At 63.7% G+C, this 24,191-nt stretch carries 22 protein-coding genes and 2 pseudogenes; 2 read left to right on the forward strand and 22 right to left on the reverse strand.

What is annotated here, in order from left to right:
• From QZT63_RS07625 to QZT63_RS07635, 3 genes and pseudogenes are all read right to left on the reverse strand, one after another.
• A pseudogene (locus tag QZT63_RS07625) lies at positions 1 to 189 on the reverse strand (hypothetical protein); the annotation flags it as partial.
• Positions 186 to 812, reverse strand: a complete 627-nt coding sequence (locus QZT63_RS07630; RefSeq protein WP_290649992.1) for a thiol:disulfide interchange protein DsbA/DsbL — start codon at positions 810 to 812, stop codon at positions 186 to 188. The pseudogene QZT63_RS07625 and the gene QZT63_RS07630, both read right to left, overlap by 4 nt.
• A 492-nt stretch (positions 813 to 1,304) precedes the next feature.
• The gene (locus QZT63_RS07635; RefSeq protein ID WP_290649994.1) at positions 1,305 to 1,925 is read right to left on the reverse strand and encodes a c-type cytochrome; all 621 of its coding nucleotides are present in this window, start codon (positions 1,923 to 1,925) and stop codon (positions 1,305 to 1,307) included.
• 221 nt (positions 1,926 to 2,146) lie between these two features.
• On the opposite strand from QZT63_RS07635, the gene yihA reads away from it, so the two are divergent.
• Positions 2,147 to 2,755, forward strand: coding sequence for a ribosome biogenesis GTP-binding protein YihA/YsxC (gene yihA / locus QZT63_RS07640; RefSeq protein ID WP_290649996.1), 609 nt, complete (start codon positions 2,147 to 2,149; stop codon positions 2,753 to 2,755).
• A 314-nt stretch (positions 2,756 to 3,069) separates the two neighbouring features.
• Here yihA and polA read toward each other — a convergent pair whose 3' ends face one another.
• The gene (gene polA, locus QZT63_RS07645) at positions 3,070 to 5,772 is read right to left on the reverse strand and encodes a DNA polymerase I (protein WP_290649998.1); all 2,703 of its coding nucleotides are present in this window, start codon (positions 5,770 to 5,772) and stop codon (positions 3,070 to 3,072) included.
• Between the two features lie 14 nt (positions 5,773 to 5,786).
• Entirely contained in the window at positions 5,787 to 6,539 is a 753-nt protein-coding gene (locus QZT63_RS07650) for a TIGR04219 family outer membrane beta-barrel protein (protein WP_290649999.1), read from the reverse strand.
• Between the two features lie 196 nt (positions 6,540 to 6,735).
• Here QZT63_RS07650 and QZT63_RS07655 point away from each other — a divergent pair, with 196 nt between their 5' ends.
• Entirely contained in the window at positions 6,736 to 7,455 is a 720-nt protein-coding gene (locus tag QZT63_RS07655; protein ID WP_290650001.1) for a TIGR00730 family Rossman fold protein, read from the forward strand.
• Positions 7,456 to 7,474: 19 nt separating this feature from the next.
• Here the strand turns inward: QZT63_RS07655 and uvrD are convergent, their stop codons facing one another.
• From uvrD to gidA, 17 genes and pseudogenes are all read right to left on the reverse strand, one after another.
• Positions 7,475 to 9,646 (reverse strand): DNA helicase II, encoded by a 2,172-nt coding sequence (gene uvrD, locus QZT63_RS07660; protein WP_290650003.1) that lies wholly within the window; start codon positions 9,644 to 9,646, stop codon positions 7,475 to 7,477.
• A 228-nt stretch (positions 9,647 to 9,874) separates the two neighbouring features.
• Positions 9,875 to 11,707: a glutamine--fructose-6-phosphate transaminase (isomerizing) gene (gene glmS / locus QZT63_RS07665; RefSeq protein ID WP_290650005.1), complete on the reverse strand. Its 1,833-nt coding sequence runs from the start codon at positions 11,705 to 11,707 to the stop codon at positions 9,875 to 9,877.
• 18 nt (positions 11,708 to 11,725) lie between these two features.
• Entirely contained in the window at positions 11,726 to 12,568 is an 843-nt protein-coding gene (locus tag QZT63_RS07670; protein WP_290650007.1) for a universal stress protein, read from the reverse strand.
• 94 nt (positions 12,569 to 12,662) lie between these two features.
• Entirely contained in the window at positions 12,663 to 14,036 is a 1,374-nt protein-coding gene (glmU, locus tag QZT63_RS07675) for a bifunctional UDP-N-acetylglucosamine diphosphorylase/glucosamine-1-phosphate N-acetyltransferase GlmU (protein ID WP_290650009.1), read from the reverse strand.
• Positions 14,037 to 14,199: 163 nt separating this feature from the next.
• On the reverse strand, positions 14,200 to 14,625 hold the full coding sequence (locus QZT63_RS07680) for a F0F1 ATP synthase subunit epsilon (RefSeq protein WP_290650011.1): 426 nt from the start codon (positions 14,623 to 14,625) through the stop codon (positions 14,200 to 14,202).
• Positions 14,626 to 14,648: 23 nt separating this feature from the next.
• Positions 14,649 to 16,025 carry a F0F1 ATP synthase subunit beta gene (gene atpD, locus QZT63_RS07685; RefSeq protein WP_290650013.1) on the reverse strand — a complete coding sequence of 459 codons (1,377 nt, stop codon included), beginning with the start codon at positions 16,023 to 16,025 and terminating at the stop codon, positions 14,649 to 14,651.
• A 79-nt stretch (positions 16,026 to 16,104) separates the two neighbouring features.
• Positions 16,105 to 16,974 (reverse strand): F0F1 ATP synthase subunit gamma, encoded by an 870-nt coding sequence (gene atpG / locus QZT63_RS07690; protein WP_290650015.1) that lies wholly within the window; start codon positions 16,972 to 16,974, stop codon positions 16,105 to 16,107.
• Positions 16,975 to 16,992: 18 nt separating this feature from the next.
• Positions 16,993 to 18,534 carry a F0F1 ATP synthase subunit alpha gene (gene atpA, locus QZT63_RS07695; protein WP_290650017.1) on the reverse strand — a complete coding sequence of 514 codons (1,542 nt, stop codon included), beginning with the start codon at positions 18,532 to 18,534 and terminating at the stop codon, positions 16,993 to 16,995.
• 13 nt (positions 18,535 to 18,547) lie between these two features.
• Complete coding sequence (locus tag QZT63_RS07700; protein WP_290650019.1) at positions 18,548 to 19,087, reverse strand: F0F1 ATP synthase subunit delta; 540 nt, start codon at positions 19,085 to 19,087, stop codon at positions 18,548 to 18,550.
• 10 nt (positions 19,088 to 19,097) lie between these two features.
• Entirely contained in the window at positions 19,098 to 19,568 is a 471-nt protein-coding gene (locus QZT63_RS07705; protein ID WP_290650021.1) for a F0F1 ATP synthase subunit B, read from the reverse strand.
• 44 nt (positions 19,569 to 19,612) lie between these two features.
• Positions 19,613 to 19,900 (reverse strand): F0F1 ATP synthase subunit C, encoded by a 288-nt coding sequence (atpE, locus tag QZT63_RS07710; RefSeq protein WP_290650023.1) that lies wholly within the window; start codon positions 19,898 to 19,900, stop codon positions 19,613 to 19,615.
• 51 nt (positions 19,901 to 19,951) lie between these two features.
• Entirely contained in the window at positions 19,952 to 20,776 is an 825-nt protein-coding gene (atpB, locus tag QZT63_RS07715; protein WP_290650025.1) for a F0F1 ATP synthase subunit A, read from the reverse strand.
• Positions 20,777 to 20,783: 7 nt separating this feature from the next.
• On the reverse strand, positions 20,784 to 21,155 hold the full coding sequence (locus QZT63_RS07720; protein WP_290650027.1) for an ATP synthase subunit I: 372 nt from the start codon (positions 21,153 to 21,155) through the stop codon (positions 20,784 to 20,786).
• A gap of 206 nt (positions 21,156 to 21,361) precedes the next feature.
• Entirely contained in the window at positions 21,362 to 22,219 is an 858-nt protein-coding gene (locus tag QZT63_RS07725) for a ParB/RepB/Spo0J family partition protein (RefSeq protein ID WP_290650029.1), read from the reverse strand.
• Between the two features lie 13 nt (positions 22,220 to 22,232).
• A complete protein-coding gene (locus QZT63_RS07730) occupies positions 22,233 to 23,015 on the reverse strand; it encodes an AAA family ATPase (protein WP_290650031.1) in 783 nt (260 codons plus the stop codon).
• Positions 23,008 to 23,676, reverse strand: a complete 669-nt coding sequence (gene rsmG, locus QZT63_RS07735; protein WP_290650033.1) for a 16S rRNA (guanine(527)-N(7))-methyltransferase RsmG — start codon at positions 23,674 to 23,676, stop codon at positions 23,008 to 23,010. The genes QZT63_RS07730 and rsmG overlap by 8 nt, the downstream gene beginning before the upstream one ends.
• Positions 23,673 to 24,191 (reverse strand): annotated as a pseudogene (gene gidA, locus QZT63_RS07740) (tRNA uridine-5-carboxymethylaminomethyl(34) synthesis enzyme MnmG); the annotation flags it as partial. The gene rsmG and the pseudogene gidA, both read right to left, overlap by 4 nt.

Consider the following 24,191-nt stretch of genomic DNA (forward strand, 5'->3'; position numbering starts at 1 on the left):
CGGTCGATCCGCGTGGGGGAAGAGGTGTTGCCAGCTCCGCGTCAAATAGTGGGCGTAATGGCTGCTCTGGATGCCGGCCTGGACATTATAGGTGAGCAACCGCAACCTGGCCGGGTCCCTGTGTGCAGCCGGAGACGTATCCTGTGGCAACGTTGCAGCGAGTTGCTCCATCACGCGTTGCTCGGTCACTGTGCGTCTTCGTATTCCTTCTCCACCAGAAAACGGATGATCTCGACCATCCGCTCTTGTCCACCCGCAGCCCGAACATCGACCACATATCGACCGGCCACAGCCACCGTTGGTGTGCTGCGCACGCCATAGGCACGGGCAATCCGTTCGCCGCGGCGCATATCGGCATCAACGCTGAATGAGTTCCAGGCGTCATGGAAGTCTTCCTCGGCAATACCTTGCTCCGCCATGACCTCGGCAATGGCATCGGCATTGCCAAGTTGGCGGTTGTCGATGTGCACGGCGTGGAACAATGCGCCATGGGTGTCAGATACCGCACCCAGGGACTCGGCGGTGAAATAGGCCTTGGCCAGTGGCTCCCAGCCCTGAGCGAACACCACCGGGGTGTGCACGAGTTGTGCCTTGTCCCCGAGATCATCCATGAGTGATTGGATGAGCGGCTTGAAGGTGTGGCAGTGCGGGCAGGCGTAAGAGAAGAACTCCCGGACCTCGACCCGATCCTCCACCTCTGTCGCCTGGGGCTCATCGAGAACCTGATAGTCCTGGCCGGCCTGAAACGACTGACCAAGGGCCACGGCGGGCGCGAGTAACAATGCGGCCAAAAAGCTACGTAATCTGGACATCGGATTGCCTCCTGTATTTTTTTCGGCATGCCGCCGGTAGAAGCCCGCCCCCGGCAGAAGGCCGTCCACAGTTCGGACCGCGAATCCGGGCCACTGTTCCGAACCCGCCTCAGAACTCGCCGTGCCAATGGAGACCGCTGAGGAATATATTGACACCCAGGGACGTGAACGTCACCACCAACAAGCCGGCAACGGCCCACCGCGCCATGGGCGTCCCGCCCCAGGCTCTCGGCGGCCTAAAGCGCACCCACGATGGTGGCCGCGGCGAAGCACGCGAACCTCAGGGGAATGTCCTTGTATGGAATCGTCCAGGACCACTGCGGTGCGCAGGCCCCGCCGCCGCCAGGTCTCGGGATTTCGGTTACAGGACACCAGGTTGGCCACGACGATCATGGTGGCTATCACAAAGGCGCCATTGTGCCTGCCGGCGGGGGCGCCGGCAGGCTTGATATCGCTGCCCCCGGTGGCGGAGGATGCCACACGGGGTCGTCGTCAATCCGAGCGCTTGTGAAGGCCCGAAATGTAAGATGAAACGGCCTGGATCTCCTCGTCCGAGAGACGCTCGGCGACATCACGCATCATGCGGTTACGGTCCGTGTCGCGCTCGCCAGCCCGATATTTCCTCAGCTGCTCGGCGGTGTACTGCGCATGCTGACCACCCACCTGCGGATAGCCGGCGCCCGGCATGCCTCCACCTGCCGGTCCGTGACAGGCGGTGCAAGCCGCCACACCCTTGTCCGGAATACCGCCCCGATAGATGGATTCCCCGGCGTCCTTGAGGTCGGGGTCAACACCGCCAGCGACACCGGGCTCCAGCGAGGCGTAGTAGGCAGCGAGGTCACGCATGTCCTGATCGTCGAGATCTTCCACCTGCCCGGCCATGACCGCGTTGTCCCGGTCGCCGGTCTGGTAGGCACGCAGCTGCTCGTACAGGTAGCGCTCGCCCTGCCCGGCGATATTCGGCCACTCCGGGTTCGTACTGTTGCCGTCGGCGCCGTGACATGCAGCACAAGGCTCGGACAGATCTTCCCCGCGGGAGATGTCGCCCGCCTGCAGGAACGGGGTGGCGAGCAGCGCCGCAGCGGCGATGACAACCTTGATCCAGTTGCTCATTGATGCGTACTCCTGGCGAAGCGGAAGCTCTGAACACACGCGTCTGGTGCCGGCCTTCCCGTGCCGTGCAAGCGATCAATCCCAACTGGAAGCGGCACCCCACGCTGAGGACAAATTGATGGGTTGTTATACCAGCCACCCCGGCATCGGTCAATTTAAGCCCGACGTCGCGCGCTGTAGCATACGCGCGACCGGGACACGCCGACAGAGGCCTCATCGTCATGGCAAGCCGCTATACCCAGGCCGCGTTCTTCAAAAGCGCAAATCAACTCACTCAACTGCCCCCGGACACCGGCATCGAAGTCGCGTTTGCCGGCCGTTCGAACGCGGGCAAGTCCAGTGCCCTCAACGCAATCACCGGCCAGAAGGGCCTGGCGCGTACCAGTAAGACTCCGGGGCGCACGCAACTGATCAATGTCTTCCGTCTGGACGATTTGCGCGCGCTGATCGATCTCCCCGGTTACGGCTACGCCAAGGTACCAGTGGCCATCAAGGCGCACTGGGACCGTGTCCTGCCCGCCTATTTCGCCCACCGGCAGGCATTGCGCGGCCTGATGCTGATCGTCGATATTCGCCACCCACTGAGGGATTTCGACCGCCAGATGCTCGCCTGGTGCCATCACGCGGGTCTACCGGTCCATATTCTCCTCAACAAGGCCGACAAGCTGAGACGGGGTGCGGCCGCAGACGCGCTGCACGGCGTGCGCCTGGCGCTGGACGCGGAGTTTCCTGCGGCCACCACGCAGCTGTTCTCGGCCACCCGGCACACGGGCGTGGAGGACGCCCGGGCGGTGCTGGATGCGTGGTTCCAGAGGTCCGCCGACGGGTAGGCGCACTGCGGCTCCCCGTTCTGCACGGACCAATACGCGCTTCTGCGGTGGTCGAACTTTCGAGCGTAACGGGAACTTCAGTGTACGCGCACGGTCTGAATCAGTGCGCCAGTGCCCGGCGCTGCCCGCTCTCCCCCCCTGTATGTTGAGCGGGCTTACGCGACCCACCCCAGGGTCGCTCGTTGGCCCCGGTCTTTCCCCCCGAGAGCCGGGGCCTTTTCTTTTTTACACCCCGCCGGCGCAGTCGCTGTCGGTCGCCGAGCATTCCGGTACCGCACTGACAACGTAGCACTTAACCGCTGGCACTGCCCCCTTCAATGCGCCTCGTCCCAGTTGTTCCCCACCCCGATATCCACCTCCAGCGGCACCGCCAGTGTCGCAGCCCCCATCATGAGTTGCCTGATGCGCCCGCCGACGGCTTCCGCTTCGTGCTCCGGCACCTCGAAGACCAGCTCGTCATGGACCTGCATGACCATCAGCACATCCGGCTCATCGTCCTGCAACCATTGGTCCACCCGGATCATGGCGCGCTTGATGATGTCCGCGGCGCTCCCCTGCATGGGGGCGTTGATCGCGGTGCGTTCGGCGTACTGGCGACGCTGCTGGTTGCTGGAGTTGATCTCCGGCAGGTAGAGCCGCCGGCCGAAGACCGTCTCCACATAGCCCTGCGCGTGCGCCTGCGTGCGGGTGCGGTCCATGTACGCCTTAACACCCTGGAAGCGGTCGAAGTAGAGATCCACGTACCGCTGCGCCTCGCCCCGCTCGACGCCGATCTGCCGCGCAAGGCCCCAGGCGGACATGCCGTAGATGAGGCCGAAGTTAATGGCCTTGGCGGCGCGGCGCTGCTCGTCGGTGACCTGATCCGGCGCGGCACCGAAGACCTCGGCGGCGGTGGCGCGGTGGATGTCCTGGCGCTCCTCGAAGGCCCGTCGCAAGGTGCGATCACCCGACAGATGGGCCATGATGCGCAGTTCCACCTGGGAGTAGTCGGCGGCCATGAGGCGGTAGCCTGTCGTGGCAATAAACGCCTTGCGTATCCGCCGGCCCTCCGGAGTACGCACGGGGATGTTCTGCAGGTTGGGATCGCTGGAGGACAACCGCCCGGTCGCAGTCACCGCCTGGTGATACGAGGTGTGCACCCGAGCGGTGTCGGGGTTGACCATCTGCGGCAGCTTGTCGGTATACGTGGACTTGAGCTTGGACAGTCCGCGATGCTCAATGATGAGCCGCGGGAGTTCGTAGTCTGCAGCCAGTTCCTGCAGCACGGACTCGGCGGTGGACGGCTGGCCTTTGGGTGTTCTCTGCAGCACGGGCAAACCCTGACGCTCGTAGAGAATTTCCTGGATCTGCTTGGGCGAGCCCAGATTGAACGCCCCACCGGCCGCCTCGTGAGCGGCCTGTTCCAATTCGCGCATGGCCTCGGCGAGTTCGCCGCTTTGCACCCGCAGCAAATCCCGATCCACCAGCACGCCGTGGCGCTCCATGCGCGAGAGCACCGGCAGCAAGGGGATCTCGATGTCTTCGTACACACTCCGTAGCGACGGGATGGCCTGGACTCGGGGCCAGAGCACCGCATGGAGCTGCAGGGTGATGTCCGCGTCCTCACAGGCATACGCGGTGGCCTGCTCAAGGTCCACCTGGTTGAAGGTGAGCTGTTTCGCGCCCTTGCCAGCCACGTCCTCGTACTTGATGGTCCCGCGGCCGAGGTATTTCAGGGCCAGGGAATCCATATCATGCCGGGTGGCGGTGCTATCGAGCACATAGGACTGCAGCATGGTGTCGTGGCGAATGCCCTGCAGGTGAATCCCGTGGTTGGCCAGCACACTCATGTCGTACTTGAGATTCTGGCCGAGCTTGGCTCGTTGGGGATTTTCCAGCAACGCCCGCAGGGCGCCGAGGACGTGCTCGCGGTCGAGCTGATCGCCGGCGCCGGGGCCGTCGTGGGCCACGGGTACGTAGATCGCCTCATCCGCCGCGACGGCGAAGGAGAGCCCCACAATGCGGGCGCGCATGTAGTCCAGGCTGTTCGTCTCCAGGTCAAACGCAAAGAGCGGCGCCTCCTGCAGCCGCGCAAGCCAGGCGTCGAGCTCCGCCTGCTCGGTCACCATGCTGTACTGCCCCATCGGCTCCGCGCGATCGCTCTCGCCGGCGCGGTCGGCGCCGAGCTTGGAGAGCAAGCCGGAGAACTCATGTAGGCGGTAGAGCTCGCGTAGCGTGGCAATGTCCGGCTCGCCCCGGGTCAACTCCACCGGCGAGCGGTCCAGATCCAGGTCGCAGCGGATGGTCGCCAGCTCCTTGGCCAGGGGCAGCTCGTCCAGGTGCTCGCGCAGGCTTTCGCCGACCTTGCCCTTGATCTGCTCGGCATGGGCCACGACGCCGTCGAGATCGCCGTAGGCCTGCAGCCATTTCGCCGCCGTCTTCGGACCGACTTTGGGGACTCCGGGGATGTTATCGGAAGTATCGCCCACGAGCGCCAGGTAATCGATGATGCGCTCCGGTGATACGCCGAATTTCTCGCGCACCCCGGGCGCATCCAGGTTGGTGCCGCTCATCGTGTTGAGCAAGGTGATGCGGTCGCTCACCAGCTGCGCCATGTCCTTGTCACCCGTGGAGATCACCACATCCCAGCCGTCGGCCTCGGCTTGGCGGGCCAGGGTACCGATGACATCGTCCGCCTCAACCCCGCCAATCTCGACCAGCGGCAACCCCAGGGCCCGGACGATGCGCTTGAGCGGATCCACCTGCGGGCGCAGGTCATCCGGCATGCTGGGGCGGTTGGCCTTGTATGCCTCGAAGAGGTCGTCCCGGAAGGTGCGCCCGGGAGCATCGAAGACCACCGCGATATGGCTTGGGTCGTAGTCGTCGAGCAGCTTGCGCAGCATGCTGACCACCCCGTAGACGGCCCCCGTGGGCTCACCGTCGGAGGTCGTCAATGGTGGCAAGGCGTGGAACGCACGATACAGGTACGAGGACCCATCCACGAGTACCAGGGGCTGACTCGGGCTGCGCTCTGCCATACAGTCTCGTCCGTTCAAAAGCGGGCGGCGACGCCCAAGTACGGCCCCTCGACGGTCATGTCCGCGTCCAGGTCGTCAAAGTCGTCGAGTCGAATGCTCTGGTGTTTCCAGCCGCCTTCCAATGCCAGGGAACCGACGCCATACCCGGCGCGGTAGCCCAGGCGCAGGGTCAGGTCCAGGATGCGGTGACCGTCATAGGCGAGCAGGCTGCCCTCGCCGCCGCCAAAGAAGCCGGTTCCCGGAAACCGGACTTCGGTGCGCCCGTAGAGCATGGGCAGTGGGCCGCTGAACGACACACGCGCGCGATCGCCGCTGTCGCGATCCTCGACCTCCACCAAGCCGTCGAGGTACTTGACGTTGACTCCAACGTCGATGTCCGCAAGCAGGCGCCAGGGCGACCAATACAGGATCATGTCCGTCTGATCCAGCTCGATTTCCGAGCCCACGTTCGTCTCGCCGTCGAAAGTAACGCCCGCGAAGCGGAAATTGCGACTCGCCGTGCCGCTGCCGGTCAGGCGCAGGGGCGTGTACTGAAATTTTAGACGCGGCAGCACCGGCACGGCGTGGCGCAGATCCGCCCAGACGAAAAACCCACGCTCGGATCCGATTTGCAAGGCGTCTTCCACATCGGCGCGATCGCCTTCGCTCGCAACGTGGCCACGGGGATCATGGTTCCAGATACCCGCACCAACGCCCACCCCAGTAAGCCCGGCATGTGCCCCAGCGGGCAGTGCCACAACCAGCACTGCAAGGAGCAGCTGTTGCATGGCTCGCATATCACCTCCTGTTAAATTGGTTTGCTCTTGTACGAAGGGCGGCTGCCGTGGAACCGAGCCGGATGCCACCACCGTGTTCCATGTTACATAATGGAGGGATAATCGGAGCCGTGCACGGCTCACGGTTGTCGTCATCACGCCCGCGCACTTTAATCTGCGCACAACGGCCGGGAGCCACCAGTAAATCATGATCACACCTGATAAGTTCACAGGGCGCGCACCCATCAACGACTCGCTCATGACCCGAGAGTCCTGGAAAATCTTCCAGGTTATGGCGGAATTCGTGGAGGGGTTCGAACGCCTGGCGCAGATCAAACCGTCGGTCAGTGTATTCGGCTCGGCACGCACACCCCCAAATCATCCCTGGTACGCTTTGGCGGAGGAGACGTCCCGACAGCTCTCCGAGGCCGGTTTCTCCGTGGTCAGCGGCGGTGGACCTGGAATCATGGAAGCGGCCAACAAGGGCGCTTACCAGGGTAAGGCGCCGAGCATCGGACTGAACATTCAGCTGCCCATGGAGCAAGGGGGCAACCCCTACCAGGACATCAGCCTGAACTTCCGGCATTTCTTTTCGCGCAAGGTGATGTTCGTCAAGTACGCTTCGGCCTATGTCGTGCTGCCCGGGGGCTTCGGCACCCTGGACGAGCTAGCCGAGATCCTCACCTTGGTACAAACGGGCAAAACCCGGCGCATTCCCATCATTCTGGTGCACGAGCCATTCTGGCGCGGACTGATCAGCTGGTTCCGCGATACGCTAGTGGGCGAGGGCACCATCAATGCCGAGGACATGGGGCTTTTCCATGTGGTGGAGGAACCCAAAGCCGTGGTAGACGCCATATTCGATCACTACGAGGATCGCGGCTTCGAGCCCTCCGCCCGAGAACGCGAGATTCTGTTGGATTTGTAAGCAGTGGATTGCACGGCGGCTAAAGGCCGCCGAGCTTCGCGTACGCCGCCACCAGCCACTTGGTGCCGGCGTCGCTGAAATTCACCTGCACCCGGGCACTCGGCCCCTGACCCTCGTACTGCAGCACGATTCCGTCACCGAACTTGGGATGGCGCACGCGCTGACCCAGGCGGAATGCGGGCGCCTGGCTGGCGTCGGTGCCTTCCAGCCCGGAGCGCACCGCCATCTGGGGGCGGCTGACCGTCATTCGCGGGCGCACGTGCTGGAGGCAGTCCGCCGGAAGTTCGTTGAGAAACCGCGACGGCGCACCGAAGTGTTCCTTGCCGTGCAGGCGACGTTTCTCCGCCCAGGTGAGCACGGCGTGCTGACGGGCGCGCGTGAGGCCGACGTAGCACAGGCGACGTTCCTCCTCGAGCCGGTCGGCGTGGTCTGCCGACATCCGGTGCGGAAAAAGCCCTTCCTCGAGCCCGGTCAGAAACACCACGGGGTACTCAAGGCCCTTGGCGGCATGCAAGGTCATGAGCTGAACACAGTCCTCCCAGGCGTCTGCCTGGCCCTCGCCGGACTCCAGGGCCGCATGGGAGAGAAACGCGGTGAGCACGTCCGTGGCCTCGTCATCGGCCCATTCCTGCTCAAAGTGGCGCGCGGCGGTGACGAGTTCGGCGAGGTTCTCGAGGCGGGATTCGCCGCGTTCACCGCCTTCCTTGCGGAAGAGTTCGCGCAGGCTGGAACCGCGTATCACCACGTCGATGCGCTCCGCGAGGGGCTGCTCGCTCGCTTCCTCCGCCAGCGCCTCGACGAGCGCCAGAAACCGGGCCATCGCCGCCGCGGCCCGCGCCGGTAGGCTGCGATCGGCAATGGCGGCCTGCGCGGCGGACCACAGGCTCACACCACGCCTCCGGGCCTGCTCCCGCAAGGTATCCACGGTCTTGTTACCAATGCCCCGGGCGGGCGTGTTGACCACGCGCTCGAACGACGGATCATCATCGCGGTTGTCGATCAGGCGCAGGTAGGCCAGCGCATCCTTGATCTCCGCCCGCTCAAAGAAGCGCGGCCCACCGTAGACCCGGTAGGGCAGCCCGCGTGCCAGCAGCGCTTCCTCGAACACGCGGGACTGGGCGTTGGAGCGATACAAAATGGCCATCTCCCGACGCGCAAACCCTTCCTCCATCAGGCTCGCCAGGCGCTCCACCACGTAGCGGGCCTCGTCGAGTTCATTAAAAGCCGCGTACACAGCGATGGCATCACCGTCGGCGCCTTCAGTCCACAGGGTCTTGCCCATGCGCGCGCTGTTATGGGCGATGAGTGCGTTGGCAGCGGTGAGGATCGTACCGCTGGAGCGGTAATTCTGCTCCAGGCGCATCACCTTGATGCCGGGATAATCGCGGCCCAGCTGCCGGATATTCTCGACGCGGGCGCCGCGCCAGCCGTAGATGGACTGATCGTCATCACCGACGACGAACAGGTCGGCGTCCTCACCGGCGAGCAGCCGCAGCCAAGCGTACTGGATGCCGTTGGTGTCCTGGAACTCGTCCACCAGCACGTGCCGGAGCTGCTCGCGATAGTGCCTCAACAGCCCGGCATTGTCCCGTAGCAGTTCGAAGCTGCGTTGCAGCAGCTCGGCAAAGTCAACCTGGCCCGTGCGCTCGCAGGCCTCCTGATAGGCTGCATACGCGCGCACCAGGCGGTCGGTGTAAGGGTCATGGCCCTCGCCGATATCGGCGGCGCGCTGGCCATCGTCCTTGCGGGCGTTGATATAGCCCTGGATCTGGCGGACGGGGAAACGGCCCTCGTCAATCTCCAGCGCCCGCATGACCCGCTTGACCAAACGGCGCTGGTCCTCGGCATCGAGGATCTGAAACGTCTCGGGCAGCCTGGCCTCACGCCAGTGGCGGCGCAGGAGACGATGGGAGAGTCCGTGGAACGTGCCGGTCCACATGCCGGCGGCGGAGTAGCCCAGCAGACTTTCGATGCGACCGCGCATCTCCGCCGCCGCCTTGTTGGTAAAGGTCACGGCCATGATGCTAAAGGGCGGCGCATTGGCAACCCGGCCGAGCCACGCGGCCCTGTGCACGAGCACACGGGTCTTGCCGCTGCCGGCACCGGCCAGCACGAGATTCTGGCCCAGGGGGGCACTCACCGCTTGCCGCTGAGCGTCGTTGAGCGGGTCGAGAATATCGGATACGTCCATGGGCACGCAGTGTAGCAAGTGCGAGCAGGTTCGGCAGGTGACCGGGACTGCCGTGGTGAACCCGCGTTCCAGGAATTGTGCCGAGCCCCCGCGCGGTTGCGCCGGACGTCACCACACCACGGTGCGCTGCCCAGCATTGCCAGCCCCCAAGTGGCCGGCCAATCGCCATGACCGCGACGTCGTCGAGCACGGCACTGGGGGGTGTCCCGGCAGTGTCGGATGTGTTGCTTATTCCACGGTCACCGACTTGGCGAGGTTGCGGGGCTTATCCACATCTGTGCCCTTGAGGACGGCAACGTGGTAAGCCAGCAGCTGGAGCGGGACAGTGAAAACCAGTGGAGCCACCACCTCGTCCGTACCCGGGACGGAGAGCACCGTCAGGCCGGGGCGTTCCGTGAATTGCACGGCGTCATCGGCGAAAACCAGCAACTCCCCACCGCGGGCCTGGACCTCTTGCAGGTTGGACTTCAACTTTTCCAGGAGCTCGTCGTTCGGCGCCACGGCGACCACCGGCATCTCCGCGTCCACCAGCGCCAGCGGCCCGTGCTTGAGTTCGCCTGCGGGGTAAGCCTCGGCGTGGATATAGGAGATTTCCTTGAGCTTCAGGGCACCCTCCAGTGCGACCGGGTAGTGCGTACCGCGACCGAGAAACAGGCTGTGGCGCTTATCGATGAAGCGCTCCGCCAGCTCCGCAATACGAGGCTCGAGCGCCAGCACCCGCTCCACCGCTGCGGGGAGGTCGTGCAGGGCTTCTACGAGCCGCCGCTCGGCCTCGGCGTCCAGCGCATGCCGCCGGCCCAGGGCGGCGACCAGAAGCAGCAGGCCGGCCAGCTGGGTGGTGAACGCCTTGGTGGAGGCCACCCCAATCTCCGGGCCGGCCCGGGTCATTAGCACAAGATCCGATTCGCGCACCAACGAACTCTCGGCCACGTTGCAGATGGCAAGGCTGGCGGCATAGCCCAGCTGCTTCGCTTCGCGCAGTGCGGCAAGCGTATCGGCGGTTTCACCGGACTGGGAAATGGTGACAAACAGGGTGCCTTCGGAGACCACGTGGCGCCGATAGCGGAATTCGCTCGCCACCTCCACGTCGCACGGGACCCCGGAGAGGGCCTCGAACCAGTAACGGGCGATGAGTCCCGCATGGTAGCTCGTGCCACAGGCGACAATCTGGACGCGGCGCACCGCATCGAAGATCGGCCGGGCGTCCGGGCCGAAAATCTCCGGCAGGACCCGATCGCGGGACAACCGCCCCTCCAGGGTCTCCGCCAGTGCCCAGGACTGCTCGTGGATCTCCTTGAGCATAAAGTGCCGATAGCCGCCCCGTTCGACGGCATCCGGCGAGACTTCGGAGACCCGCATCGGGCGCTCGACGGGCTGCCCGTCGGCACCGTAGATGGTGAGCCCCTGCCGGCGAATATCCGCGACATCGCCTTCCTCGAGAAAAATGAAACGCTGGGTCACCGGGAGAAGGGCAAACACATCCGAGGCAATGAAATTCTCACCGATGCCGATGCCGATGACCAGGGGACTGCCGCGCCGGGCGGCCACCAGCCGATCCGGCTCAGCGGCAGAGATGACGCCGAGGGCAAATGCACCGTCGAGACCGTCCACGGTCGCCTGCACCGCACTCAGGAGATCCCGGCCGGCGACGAGTTGCTGATGGATCTGGTTGACCACCACCTCGGTGTCGGTCTCAGACTCGAACGCGTATCCCTGGCGCTCGAGATCCCGGCGCAACGCTTCGTAGTTCTCGATGATGCCGTTGTGGACGATCGCCACCTCCGACCGTGCCATGTGCGGATGGGCGTTGGCACCGGTCGGTCGGCCGTGGGTCGCCCACCGGGTATGGGCGATCCCCGTGGTGCCGCGCAGCGGCTCCTCGGCAAGCGCGGCCTCCAGGGCCTCCACCTTGCCCACGGCCCGGCGCCGGGAGATACCCGTGGCAGGGTCCAGAATCGCCATGCCGGCCGAATCATAACCGCGATACTCAAGCCGTTTCAGCCCCTCGAGCAGGATTCGCGAGACTTCCCTTTCAGCAACTGCACCGACGATTCCACACATTAGACAGACTCCCTTCTGTTAGATCAGGCCCATCCGGGGTACCAACAGGACAGACCGATTCGCACGCCGCACGACCTTCTCCGCCGTGCTGCCGAGCATCAGCTCGCGGATTGGGCTGCGACCCCGCTTGCCCACGATTAACATCGTACTGCCTTCCTCTTCGGCCACCTCGTTGAGCCTGCGGGACGGGTTGCCCCGTTCAATGCGGGTGACCACGCGGTCGCGTTCATTGACAAACTGCTCGGCCAGGGCCCCCAGCCGCTGCTCGGCGTCGCTGCGCGCCGCCTCTTCGCCCAGGGCCTCCACCGCATCATCCTCGAGGACGTGGCAGAGCACAAGCTTTTCGCAATACGCTACCAGCTCGGCTGCATGGCGCTCCGCTTCAAAACACGAACTGGAGAAGTCCGTGCCCAGCAGCACGGAGCGGAACCCGCGAACAGTCAAACCGTGCGTGGGCTCGAGCACGGGTTCGACCAGAGTCGGCGTTTGGGTCTTGCGGATCAGCTGCAGCACCGTGGATCCGCGGAAGAATTCGCGAAAATGACCCTCTCCCCGCGTGCCGACAAGAATCAGCGACGCACCGCGGGCGCGGGCAATGGTGGATAGCTCGTGGGCTGGTTGACCGGTGCGCAGTTCCACATTAACGCGGAAACCCGCCCGCGCGAGGGTGCTCTTCTCTTCCTCCAGGTGCCGCCGCGCTTCGCGGCGGTTGGCCTCATTCTGGGTATCTGAAAGGTGGGACAGCAGGACGTCCACCACAGTGATTTCCTGCGTGCCGAGCCGCCGGAGTTCCTCAAGATCCTCGAAGAGTCCGGACGACGCCGACGCGAAATGGGCAGCAACAACAACATGGGTAAACATCGGCGAACTCCGTTTGCAAGTTGATTCTGCAGCCTAAAGCGTGCGTCTTCATCATTGTGTTTGACCTGGGGTACGTCAACCACGGGCATCCGCCCTAGCGGCGACGGCGCGCCCAGCCAGGCACACTCTTCTGCGGCGCCCGGGTGATCGTCAGGCTATCGGCTTCGGTGTCGCGGGTCAGCACTGTTCCGGCGCCCAGTACGGACCCGGGTGCGACGGTGACCGGCGCCACCAGCTGTGTTCCTGAACCGATGAAGGCGCCGTCGCCAATCGTCGTGCGGTGCTTCGCGACGCCATCATAGTTGCAGGTGATGGTACCGGCGCCGACGTTTACATCACCGCCGAGTACGGCATTGCCGATATAGCTGAGGTGGTTAACCTTGCTGCCGGGCCCGATGACCGCCTGCTTGATCTCCACGAAGTTACCGGCGCGGGCATCTTCCTGGAGCTCGGCCCCGGGACGAAGCCGGGCATAGGGGCCAACCCTGGCGTTGCGGCCCACCCGTGCTTGCTCGAGCACGCAATGGCAGTCAATCCGCGCGCCGTCGTCGATCACGACGTCCTTGAGGACGGTATAGGCTCCGATACGCACGTCCGCACCCAGGACGACACGGCCCTCCATGACAACGCCGATATCGATGCTGCAATCACGCCCGAAACTGAGTTCGCCACGAAGGTCGAAACGCCCGGCATCCATTAGCGCGAGCCCGTCGCGCATCAGCGTCTCGGCTTGGCGGTGCTGGTAAGCCCGCTCGGCGGCCTGGAGCTGCACGCGGTCATTGACCCCGGCGACCTCCGCCGGATCTGAAGCCCGCGCGGCCCTCACTCGGCATCCGTCGCCCCGAGCGAGGGCGACTACATCCGTGAGGTAGTACTCCCCCTGGGCGTTGTCGTTGCTGCAGCGCTGCAGCCATGTCCTCAGCCTGCCGGCGTAGGCGGCCAGCAGGCCCGTGTTGGTCTCGTGTAGCGCGAGTTCCCCTGGTGCCGCATCCTTGTGCTCGACGATGCGCTCTACGAACCCTTGCTCGTCCCGCACGATACGACCGTAACCGCTCGGGTCGGGCAGGTTGACGGTCAGTACCGCGGGCCCGTCGTCCACAGCGGCCACCAGTTCCGCCATGGTATCGGCACGGACCAGGGGCACGTCGCCGTAGAGGATGAGCACCAGGGCTTCGTCCGGAATCGCCGGCAGGGCCTGTTGCACAGCGTGCCCCGTGCCCAGCTGTTCGCTCTGCTCGACCCAGGTCACGCTCGCGCCTGAAAGCGCGGTGCGGACGGTTTCACCGCCGTGGCCATGCACTACGTGGATGCCCGCGGGATTCAGCCGACTCGCTGTCTCCACCACATGCTGCAGCAAGGGGCGACCGGCCAGGGCGTGTAGCACCTTGGGGAGCGCCGAACGCATGCGCGTCCCTTGACCCGCGGCCAAGATGATCACATGCAGCGAAGTCCGTTCGGCATCCGTCATCGTTATGGCTCCGTGAACGAGACTGCAACTAAAAACGCCGCGTCCGCGAAGCGGAGGCGGCGGCTCAAGCGAATCGGTAGCCGGACAGTTAGCCTGAGCTTCAGGGGGACACTAGTGCCCTGTAACCGACATTCGTTGTCTTTTGCTTGCCGGTTACATGGCACTAGCTGCCGCGTTTGCGACGGAGGTTCTGCAGCGTTCGCAGCTGTGCCGCCGCCGCCGCAAGCTCCGTCTGCGCCCGGGCGTAGTCCACTTCCGCACTGCGGCTGCGCATTGTTTCCTCGGCCCGCCGCTTGGCTTCCTGGGCTTCGGCTTCGTCGATATCCTTGGCGCGAAGCGCCGTATCCGCGAGGATCGTCACCACATGCGGCTGGATTTCCAACATCCCCCCTGAGACATAGAAATACTGCTCGTCGCCATCGGGCATGCGCACGCGGACTTCGCCCGGCTTCAGCTGCGCCATCAAAGGCGCGTGCCGCGGCATGACGCCCAGTTCCCCTTCGGTGGCGCGTGCCGCCAGGAACGCCACCTCCCCGGTGAACACGGACTCCTCCGCGCTGACGATATCCAGATGCATGGTATTGGCCATAAGGGCACCCTATGCGAGTCAGTTTACAGGCTCTTCGCCTTCTCGGCGGCTTCCTCGATTGTACCGACCATGTAGAAGGCCTGCTCGGGGAGGTGGTCATACTCGCCGTCCACAATACCCTTAAATCCGCGGATGGTCTCCTTGAGGGAGACGTACTTACCAGGCGAGCCGGTGAACACCTCGGCAACGAAGAAGGGCTGTGACAAAAAGCGCTGGATCTTGCGGGCCCGATTCACCGTGAGCTTGTCCTCCTCGGAGAGTTCGTCCATGCCCAGGATCGCAATGATATCCTTGAGTTCCTTGTAACGCTGCAAGGTGCCCTGCACGGCGCGGGCGGTGTCGTAGTGCTCGTCCCCGATCACCAGAGGATCCAGCTGGCGACTGGTGGAATCCAGGGGATCCACGGCGGGGTAGATGCCAAGCGAGGCGATGTCGCGAGAGAGCACGACTGTCGCGTCCAAGTGGGCAAAGGTGGTGGCCGGCGACGGGTCCGTCAGGTCGTCAGCTGGCACGTACACGGCCTGGATGGAGGTGATCGACCCCGTCTTTGTGGAGGTGATGCGCTCCTGCAACACACCCATTTCCTCTGCCAGCGTCGGCTGGTAGCCCACGGCCGAGGGCATGCGGCCCAGTAGCGCGGAGACCTCCTGCCCTGCCAGGGTGTAGCGGTAAATGTTGTCGATGAACAGCAGCACGTCGCGGCCCTCATCGCGGAAATACTCCGCCATGGTCAGACCCGTCAAGGCGACACGCAGGCGGTTGCCTGGCGGCTCGTTCATTTGGCCGTAGACAAGTGCGACCTTGTCCAGCACGTTGGACTCGGTCATCTCGTGGTAGAAGTCATTGCCTTCACGCGTACGCTCACCGACCCCCGCGAACACCGAATAACCGGCGTGCTCAATGGCGATATTGCGGATGAGCTCCATCATGTTGACGGTTTTGCCAACGCCGGCACCACCGAACAGGCCGACCTTGCCGCCCTTGGCGAAGGGACAGATCAGATCGATGACCTTGATGCCCGTCTCGAGCAGTTCGGCGCTGGCGGCCTGCTCCTCATACACCGGGGCGTTCCGGTGAATGCCCCACTCTTCCTCGTGCCCGATTTCGCCCTTCTCGTCGATGGGGCGACCCAGGACGTCCATGATGCGACCCAGGGTCTGCTGACCCACGGGCACGGATATGGCTTTGCCGGTGTTGGATACCCCGAGACCGCGCTTGAGCCCGTCCGTGCTGCCCATGGCAATGCAGCGGACGACCCCGTCGCCGGTCTGCTGCTGGACTTCCAGAACCAGGTCGACGTCATCCACGGCGAGGGCATCATAGACATTCGGGACGGCGTCACGGGGAAATTCGATATCCACCACAGCGCCGATGATCTGGACAATTTTTCCTGAGCTCATACCCCAGTTCCTCTAAGTACGATTCTTGTAAACGGCACAGGCACTCTTGTCGCGAAGGCCATTCGCTTGGGTACGCCCCTCACACCGCGGCAGCACCGGACACGATCTCGTTCAGCTCCGTGGTGATAGCTGCCTGGCGCGCCTTGTTGTAGACAAGCTGCAGATCCTCGATGACATTCTCTGCATTATCCGAGGCGGACTTCATGGCCACCATACGCGCGGCCTGTTCGCTGGCGATGTTCTCGACCACGGCCTGGTAAACCACGGATTCCACATAGCGCTCCAGCAATTGGTCGAGTACCAGCGCCGCGTCGGGCTCGTAGATGTAGTCCCAACTGTAGCGCTGCTCGTCGAGCACCGGATCGTCCATGGCGGGAAGCGGCAGCACGGTCTCAACCTGCGGCTCCTGCGTCATGGTGTTGACGAACTCGTTGTAGACCAGCAAGACCTGATCGAGCTCGGCAGCCCGAAATGCATCCAGCATCACCTTGATGGAGCCCAGGAGGTCGGCCATGTGCGGGGTGTCGCCCAGGTGGGTGACCTGCGCCACCAGATTACCACGCAGCCGCCGCAAGAACTGTGCGCCTTTGTTGCCTATGGCGCACAGGTCGACTTCGACATCCCGCTGCTCACACTTGCGAAGCTCGGGAATGAGCCTGCGGAACAGGTTGGCGTTAAGCCCGCCGCACAGCCCCCGATCCGAGGTCACGACGATAAAGCCAACGCGTTTGACCTCGCGTTGCGCCATGAACGGGTGCCTATACTCGGGCTGTGCATGCGCCAGGTGGCTGACGACATTGCGGATCTTCTGCGCATAGGGCCGTGACGCCTGCATGCGCGCCTGGGCGGCGCGCATCTTGCTCGCGGCGACCATTTCCATGGCGCTCGTGATCTTCTGCGTGTTCTGCACGCTTTTGATCTTGGTGCGTATCTCTTTGGCGCCGGACATCAGCGGACCTCGCTTGGCTTACCAGGTACCCTGTGACTTGAACTCGTCCAGGAGCTTACGCAACTGCCCTTCGATTTGGTCGTTGAAGTCGCCGGTCTCATTGAGGGTCTTACAAAGATCAGGGTAGTTGGCGCGCATATGGGCGTGTGCCGCCGACTCGAACGCACCGATCTTCTTGAGTTCGAGATCGTCGAGATACCCCTCGTTCACCGCGTACAGCGACAGCGCCATTTCCGCGATCGGCAATGGGCTGTACTGCTTTTGCTTCATCAGCTCCATGACCACTTGCCCGCGCTCGAGCTGCTGCCGGGTCGCTTCATCGAGGTCGGACGCAAACTGCGCGAATGCCGCGAGTTCCCGGTACTGCGCCAACGCCAGCCGGATACCGCCACCGAACTTCTTGATGATTTTCGTCTGTGCCGCACCGCCGACACGGGACACGGAGATCCCGGCGTTGATGGCCGGCCGCACACCCGCGTTGAAGAGGTCGGACTCCAGAAAGATCTGGCCGTCGGTGATGGAAATAACATTGGTTGGCACGAAGGCGGAGACGTCACCAGCCTGGGTCTCGATAATCGGCAGCGCTGTCAACGAGCCGGTCCTGCCCTTCACGCGTCCGTCGGTGATCTTCTCCACGAAGTCGGCGTTAACCCGTGCCGCGCGCTCCAGCAACCGGGAATGAAGGTAGAAGACGTCACCCGGATAGGCTTCCCGTCCGGGCGGCCGGCGCAGCAGGAGCGAGACCTGCCGATAGGCCCACGCCTGCTTGGTGAGATCGTCATAGACAATCAAGGCGTCCTCGCCATTGTCGCGGAAATACTCGCCCATGGCACAGCCGGCATAAGGCGCGATGTACTGCAAGGCGGCGGATTCGGCAGCGGCGGCGGCGACGATAATGGTATGCTCCATGGCGCCATGCTCTTCCAGCTTGCGCACCACGCTGGCGATGGAGGAGTTCTTCTGACCAATGGCGACGTAGATACACGTGACACCGGTGCCCTTCTGGTTAATGATCGTGTCGATGGCGACGGCCGTCTTCCCCGTCTGGCGGTCACCGATGATCAGCTCGCGCTGCCCGCGGCCGATGGGAACCATCGCGTCGATCGCCTTAAGCCCCGTCTGCACTGGCTGGTCCACGCTTTGCCGTGAGATCACGCCCGGTGCCACCTTTTCGATCGGCTCCTGACGGTCCGTTTCGATGGGGCCCTTGCCGTCGATGGGAATACCCAGCGGGTTGACAACCCGCCCTTTAAGGGCTTCTCCCACAGGTACCTGGAGGATACGGCCAGTGCACTTGACCGCGTCACCCTCCGAGATGTGCCGGTAATTCCCAAGGACCACAACGCCGACGGAATCACGCTCGAGGTTGAGCGCCATGCCGTAGGTCTCTTGCGGGAATTCGAGCATTTCGCCCTGCATGACGTCCGCCAGCCCCGCGACGCGCACGATACCGTCCTGTACCGAAACGGCCGTGCCTTCATTCCGGGCTTCGGCGACGGCATCGAAATTCTCGATGCGCTGCTTGATGAGATCGCTGATTTCCGAAGCTTTGAGTTGCATTGGAGTTATCCCCTTACCGATTCAGGGCCGCCGCCAAGCGATTCAGCCGACCGCGCACCGAACCATCGATTACCAGATCCCCAGCCCGAATGATCGCACCACCCATGAGGGTTTCGTCGATCTCGCTCATGAGGCGAACCTTGCGCTGCAGACGTTGACCCAGAGACGCTTCGAGCGTGGCCTGGAGTTGCTCATCCAGCGGCTTGGCCGAAACAATGGTCGCGTCCAACGTCCCTTCTTCGGTCGCTCGGAGCACCTCATACTGCGCCGCTAGGAACGGCAGAACGATCAGCCGCCCTTTTTCGGCGAGTAGACGCACGAGATTGCGCCCAGCGGCGTCGAGGTGCTCCCCGCAGATTCCCAGGATCAGCTCCTGGGCCTCTCCCGGAGACAACCGGGGGCTTGCCAGAAGCGGGTGCACCCGGTCATCCCGGGCAACGGCGGCGAGAAGTCCGAGTGTGTCGGACCAGTGACCGAGTTGCCCGTTATCACGCGCCAGCTTGAAAACCGCCTGGGCATACGGTCGTGCGATGGTGTTGAAGTCGGCAGCCATCGAATTCGCCTCAGAGCTGTTTGGCCAAGTCCTGGAGCAGATCGTTGTGGGCCTTGGCGTCCACCTCGCGCTCCAGCACACGGCTGGCACCGGTAATGGCCAGGGTTATGACGTGATCGCGAAGATCCGTCTTGGCCTGAGCAATCTCCTGCTCGATCTGCGCCTTGGCCTGGGCCAGCTGGCGCTCGCCCTCGGAGCGAGCGGTTTCCCGTGCCTCGGAAATAATGTCGTTTGCGCGCTTGTTGGCCTGCTCGAGAATGTCGCTTGCCTGCTGCCTCGCTTCCTTGAGGAGTTCGGCCTGCTGGGCCTCCGCTTGCTCCAGCTCTTTTCGACCGCGCTCAGAGGCTGCGAGGCCATCGCTGATCCTCTCCTGGCGGTCCTTCATTGCCGATTGAAGGCTGGGCCACACAAACTTCATGGTAAACCAGACGAACAGAGCGAAGCCGAGCATCTGGCCTAAGAGCGTGGCATTGATATCCATGCCATCACCTCCAGTACCTGTATCAGTGGGTTAGCCGAACCTGTTTAGGCGCCGGCTGCGGCCTCGATGGCACCCACGAACGGATTGGCGAAGATGAAGAACAAGGATAGACCAACGCCGATCATGGAGATTGCGTCGAGCAGGCCAGCCAGGAGGAACATTCTACCCTGGAGCATGGCGGCGAGCTCGGGCTGGCGGGCAATGCTCTCGAGGAACTTGCCACCCATGATGGCAAAACCCAGGGCGGTGCCGACGGCGCCGCTGGACAAGATGATGGCAACGGCGATGACGGTCATCCCTTGCACGTCGGCAATCAGGCTTGCGAGTTCCATTAGTCTACCTCCGAGTCGTGTGACAGTTAAGGTGTTGAACCAGTAAACCGTTTAATGATGCTCCGCCGCCATGCTCAGATAGACGACACTCAACATCATGAAAATGAACGCCTGCAGGGGCACAACCAGGATGTGGAAGATCGCCCAGACCGCGGCAAGGATTGTCTGCCCGATCAGCAGGGTGAGACCACTGAAGCTGGTGAGCATTTCGCCCCAGGCGGTGCCAAAGCCAAGGGTCAACGTGGCAATCAGGATGAAGATGAGCTCGGCCGCGTACAGGTTGCCGAACAACCGCAGTGACAGGGAGATCGGCTTGGCGAGGAGCTCAACGATGTTGAGCAGCAAGTTGAACGGCAGCAAATACGGCCCGAACGGGTGGGTGAGCAGTTCCTTGGTGAAACCGCCAACACCTTTGTAGTAGAAGCTGAAGCCGATGATCAGTGCGAGCACGGATAACGACAGGCCAAACGTAATATTCAGGTTCACCGAAGGCAGGATCTTGAAATACTCCCACCCGAGCGCGCCCATGGTATCGGGCGCCAAGTCGATGGGAACCAAGTCCATCAGGTTCAACAGAAAGATCCACACGAAGAGCGTGAGCGCCATGGGCGCGACGATCGGATTCTTACCGTGGAACGTGTCCCTGCAGATGCCGTCGATGAACTCGAGCATCATCTCGACGGCGTTCTGCAACGGCCCCGGGGTTCCAGCTGTGGCCCGGTGCGCCCCGACCCAGAAGAAGAAACAAAACAGACTCCCCAGCAGGAACGACATGAACAGGCTGTCGAGGTGCAGTGCCCAGAAACCTTCACCCACTTGCCAGTGAGTCAGATGGTGCTGGATGTAACCGGTGACGCCGCCCGTATTTTCGCTCATCGTTCTCTCACCGCTGTTCGGCGGCACTGATACCCAGCGCCAGCCAGTAAACGAGTATGGCCAAAATGTAGGTCGTTATCAGTGGAACGAAGGCCGTAGCAAACAAGTGTAGTGCAATTATGAAAAGCACCACTGTCAGGCCTATCTTGACTGCTTCCCCCCAGTAGAACGCTCCGACGATCCGTTTTGGTTCGGCATCGGCCGGAACGGAAAAGACCTTCAACGCAAGATAGAGGCCTGGGATGATCGCCACCAAACCCCCGGCAAGCGCCGCCATTCCGGCGTGCCCCCCCTGGGCAAAGGCCCAGGCGCCGCCGCTGATCAGTGCAACCAAGCACTGACCGCCGAAAACGGTACCAGCGGCGGCCTTATTGTCCACGGTACGCTGGTCCGCAACCGCCCCGCCCGAAAACAGGACGCAACCAAATAGTGATCGGACCGCGAGCCGTTTGCACTGCCATCAGGATGCGTTGGTCAGCAACTTATCCGCCACCCCGTTGGGCGGTCGGCGCAGTGTTCGTGTGCCGCGGAGTATAGTGACTCCCCCCCAGGGGGTCAACGGCGGCCGGGCTGTTACAAGGGCATTCAGCGAATGCGCTCAATGATACCGTCGAGCTGATCCAGGCTGCCGTACTGGATGACCAGCTTGCCTTTGCCCTGACGGCCCTGCTGTATGGTGACGTTAGCGCCGAGCCGGTCGGCGAGGTTGTCCTGGAGCCTGCGGATATCCGGGTCCGTACTTGGCATGCGCGAACGGTTTTCCTCCACGCCGGCAAGGGCCCGGCGCACCAGGGCTTCCGTGGCGCGGACCGACAGCCCCTTCGCAGCCACCCGCGCGGCAATTGCAGCCTGTTGCGTGGCGGGAAGAGCCGCCAAGGCGCGGGCGTGGCCCATTTCCAGCTCGCCGCGCTGGACGCGTTCCCGGACCTCCGGGCTGAGGTCCAGAAGTCGCAGCAGGTTACTGACCGAGGCGCGGGAGCGGCCCACTGCCTCGGAGACCGCCTGATGGGTCATGCCGAACTCCTCGACCAGGCGACGCAGGGCCACCGCCTCTTCCATGGGGTTGAGATCCTCGCGCTGAATGTTCTCGATGAGCGCAACGGCCATGGCAACCTCATCGGTGAGCTCGCGTACAATGGCCGGTACACTCGCCAGCCCTGCCAGTTGGGCGGCGCGCCAACGACGCTCGCCGGCGATGATCTCGAAGCGCTCAGCCTCCAGGGGGCGGACCACAAGGGGCTGCACAACGCCCTGCGCACGGATGGAATCGGCCAGCTCCTGAAGCGCCGTGGGATCCATTTCCCGGCGTGGCTGATGCTCACCCCGTTCAAGCCACTCCACCGGGAGTTGCCGCAGGAAGCCGTGATCGTCGGGCTTCGCTTCGTCGGCGCCCCCAAGTAGAGCGTCAAGTCCGCGCCCCAGTCCTCGTTTCTTCGAGTTCATTGTCTTCATCCATTCAGGCGGTCGCTGCCGCCGTCATATCCTTGCGGATCATTTCGCTGGCCAGCGCCATGTAGGCCAGAGAACCACGTGAATAGCGATCGTACTGTATGGCGGACACTCCATGGCTTGGCGCCTCCGCCAGGCGAACGTTGCGCGGGATCAACGTGCTGTAGACCTGGCGCGGGAAGTGCTGCAGGAGCTGCGCCCCGACCTGGTTGGCGAGGTTGTTGCGCGGGTCGAACATGGTTCGCAACAAGCCCTGAATCACCAGCTCCCGGTTCGCCTGCTGCTGAACCCGCTGGATGGTGTCCAACAACGCGGACAGGCCCTCGAGGGCATAGTATTCGCACTGGATCGGAATGAGCACCCCGTGCGCGGCGACCAAGGCGTTCACGGTCAGGATAGTCAGCGACGGCGGGCAGTCCACCAGGATGTAGTCGTAGTCGTCCCGTATTCGCGCCAGCTGTCGACGTAGGTGCTGTTCGCGGCTCTCCGCCTCCATCAGTGCGACTTCCGCCGCGGTGAGATCGCTGTTTCCCGGGACCACGTCGAAGCCCCCACTCGGCGCCTCGAGCACCGCCTCGCGCACGGAGACTTCGTCCATGAGAACGTGGTAGCCACTGAGCCGCACGGCATTGCGATCAATGCCGACGCCCACGGTGGCATTGCCCTGGGGATCGAGATCCACCAGCAGCACCCGTTGGCGGTTCATGGCCAATGCGGCGGCGAGATTGACGCAGGTCGTGGTCTTGCCCACGCCGCCCTTTTGATTGGCGATGGCGATGATTCTACCCATGGGTGCCTCCGGTTGTAACATCCACCGCCCGGCGAATGCGAACGAGACAGCGTTCTGCGTCCAGACCCGGGACGGCGAGGGCATCCGCTCGGTAGCGCCAGCCCCCGGGCAAAGCGGCCGTCTCCGCCGGCGCATCGAAACGCCCCTTCATCGCCAGGAGCTGTCCGCCATCGGCAACGAGCCTGCCGGCATCGAGGACGAAACGGTCCACGCGCGAGTAGGCCCTCGCGATAATCGTGTCAAACGCCGGCGACCCACGCCACCGCTCAACACGCTCCTGGACGACCACGACGTGCGACAGCTGCAGTTCAGCGACGACCTGACGCAGAAAGCGCGTCTTCTTGCCGTTGCTGTCCAGCAGCGTCACGTCGAGATCCCGCCGGCACAGCGCCAGGGGAATCCCGGGAAGTCCCGCCCCCGACCCCACGTCCAACAGGCGCGGCCCAGCAACATGGGAAAGCGCTGCCAGGCTGTCCAAAACATGCCGCGTCACCATGGCGAGCGGGTCACGCACCGCGGAGAGATTGAAAACCTGGTTCCAGCGATGCAGCAGCGCCAGGTAATCCACAAGTGCGTCCACGGGCACGTCGGCCGCTGGCAGGTCACTCAAGCCCCCGAGCAACGCGGCGTGCACGTCCGCGCGCGGGAACGACCCGCTCATGCGCGCTGGCATCGCGGCTGCCCGCCACGACGCAGGTGTACCAACAGCAGGGAGACGGCCGCGGGCGTCACACCCTGGATCCGCGAGGCCTGGCCCACGGTGGACGGGCGGTGGTCAGCAAGTTTCTGGCGGACCTCGCTGGATAGCCCCGATACGGCATCGAAGTCGATGTCATCGGGAATCACCAGGTCTTCAAACCGCCGGGCCCGCGCGATCTCCTCACCCTGGCGATCCAAATACCCGGCATACTTGGCCTGGACCTCGATCTGCTGGGCGACTGCCGCATCGATGACCGTTGCATCGTCACCGGTTAGCGCGAGCAAGCCCGCATAGTCGACTTCCGGCCGGCGCAACAGCGCACCCAGGGAGTGCTCCCGGCGCAGCGGTCCGCCAAGCAACCGCTGGCTGACCTCCGGATCCAGGTCCGTGGGCTGCACCACAGTCGTCGCAAGACGCTGCTGTTCCGCGGCGATGGCGTCGCGCTTCTTTGCGAAAGCGCTCCAGCGGGCGTCGTC

The organism is Aquisalimonas sp. (assembly GCF_007120195.1).
Taxonomy (GTDB): domain Bacteria; phylum Pseudomonadota; class Gammaproteobacteria; order Nitrococcales; family Aquisalimonadaceae; genus Aquisalimonas.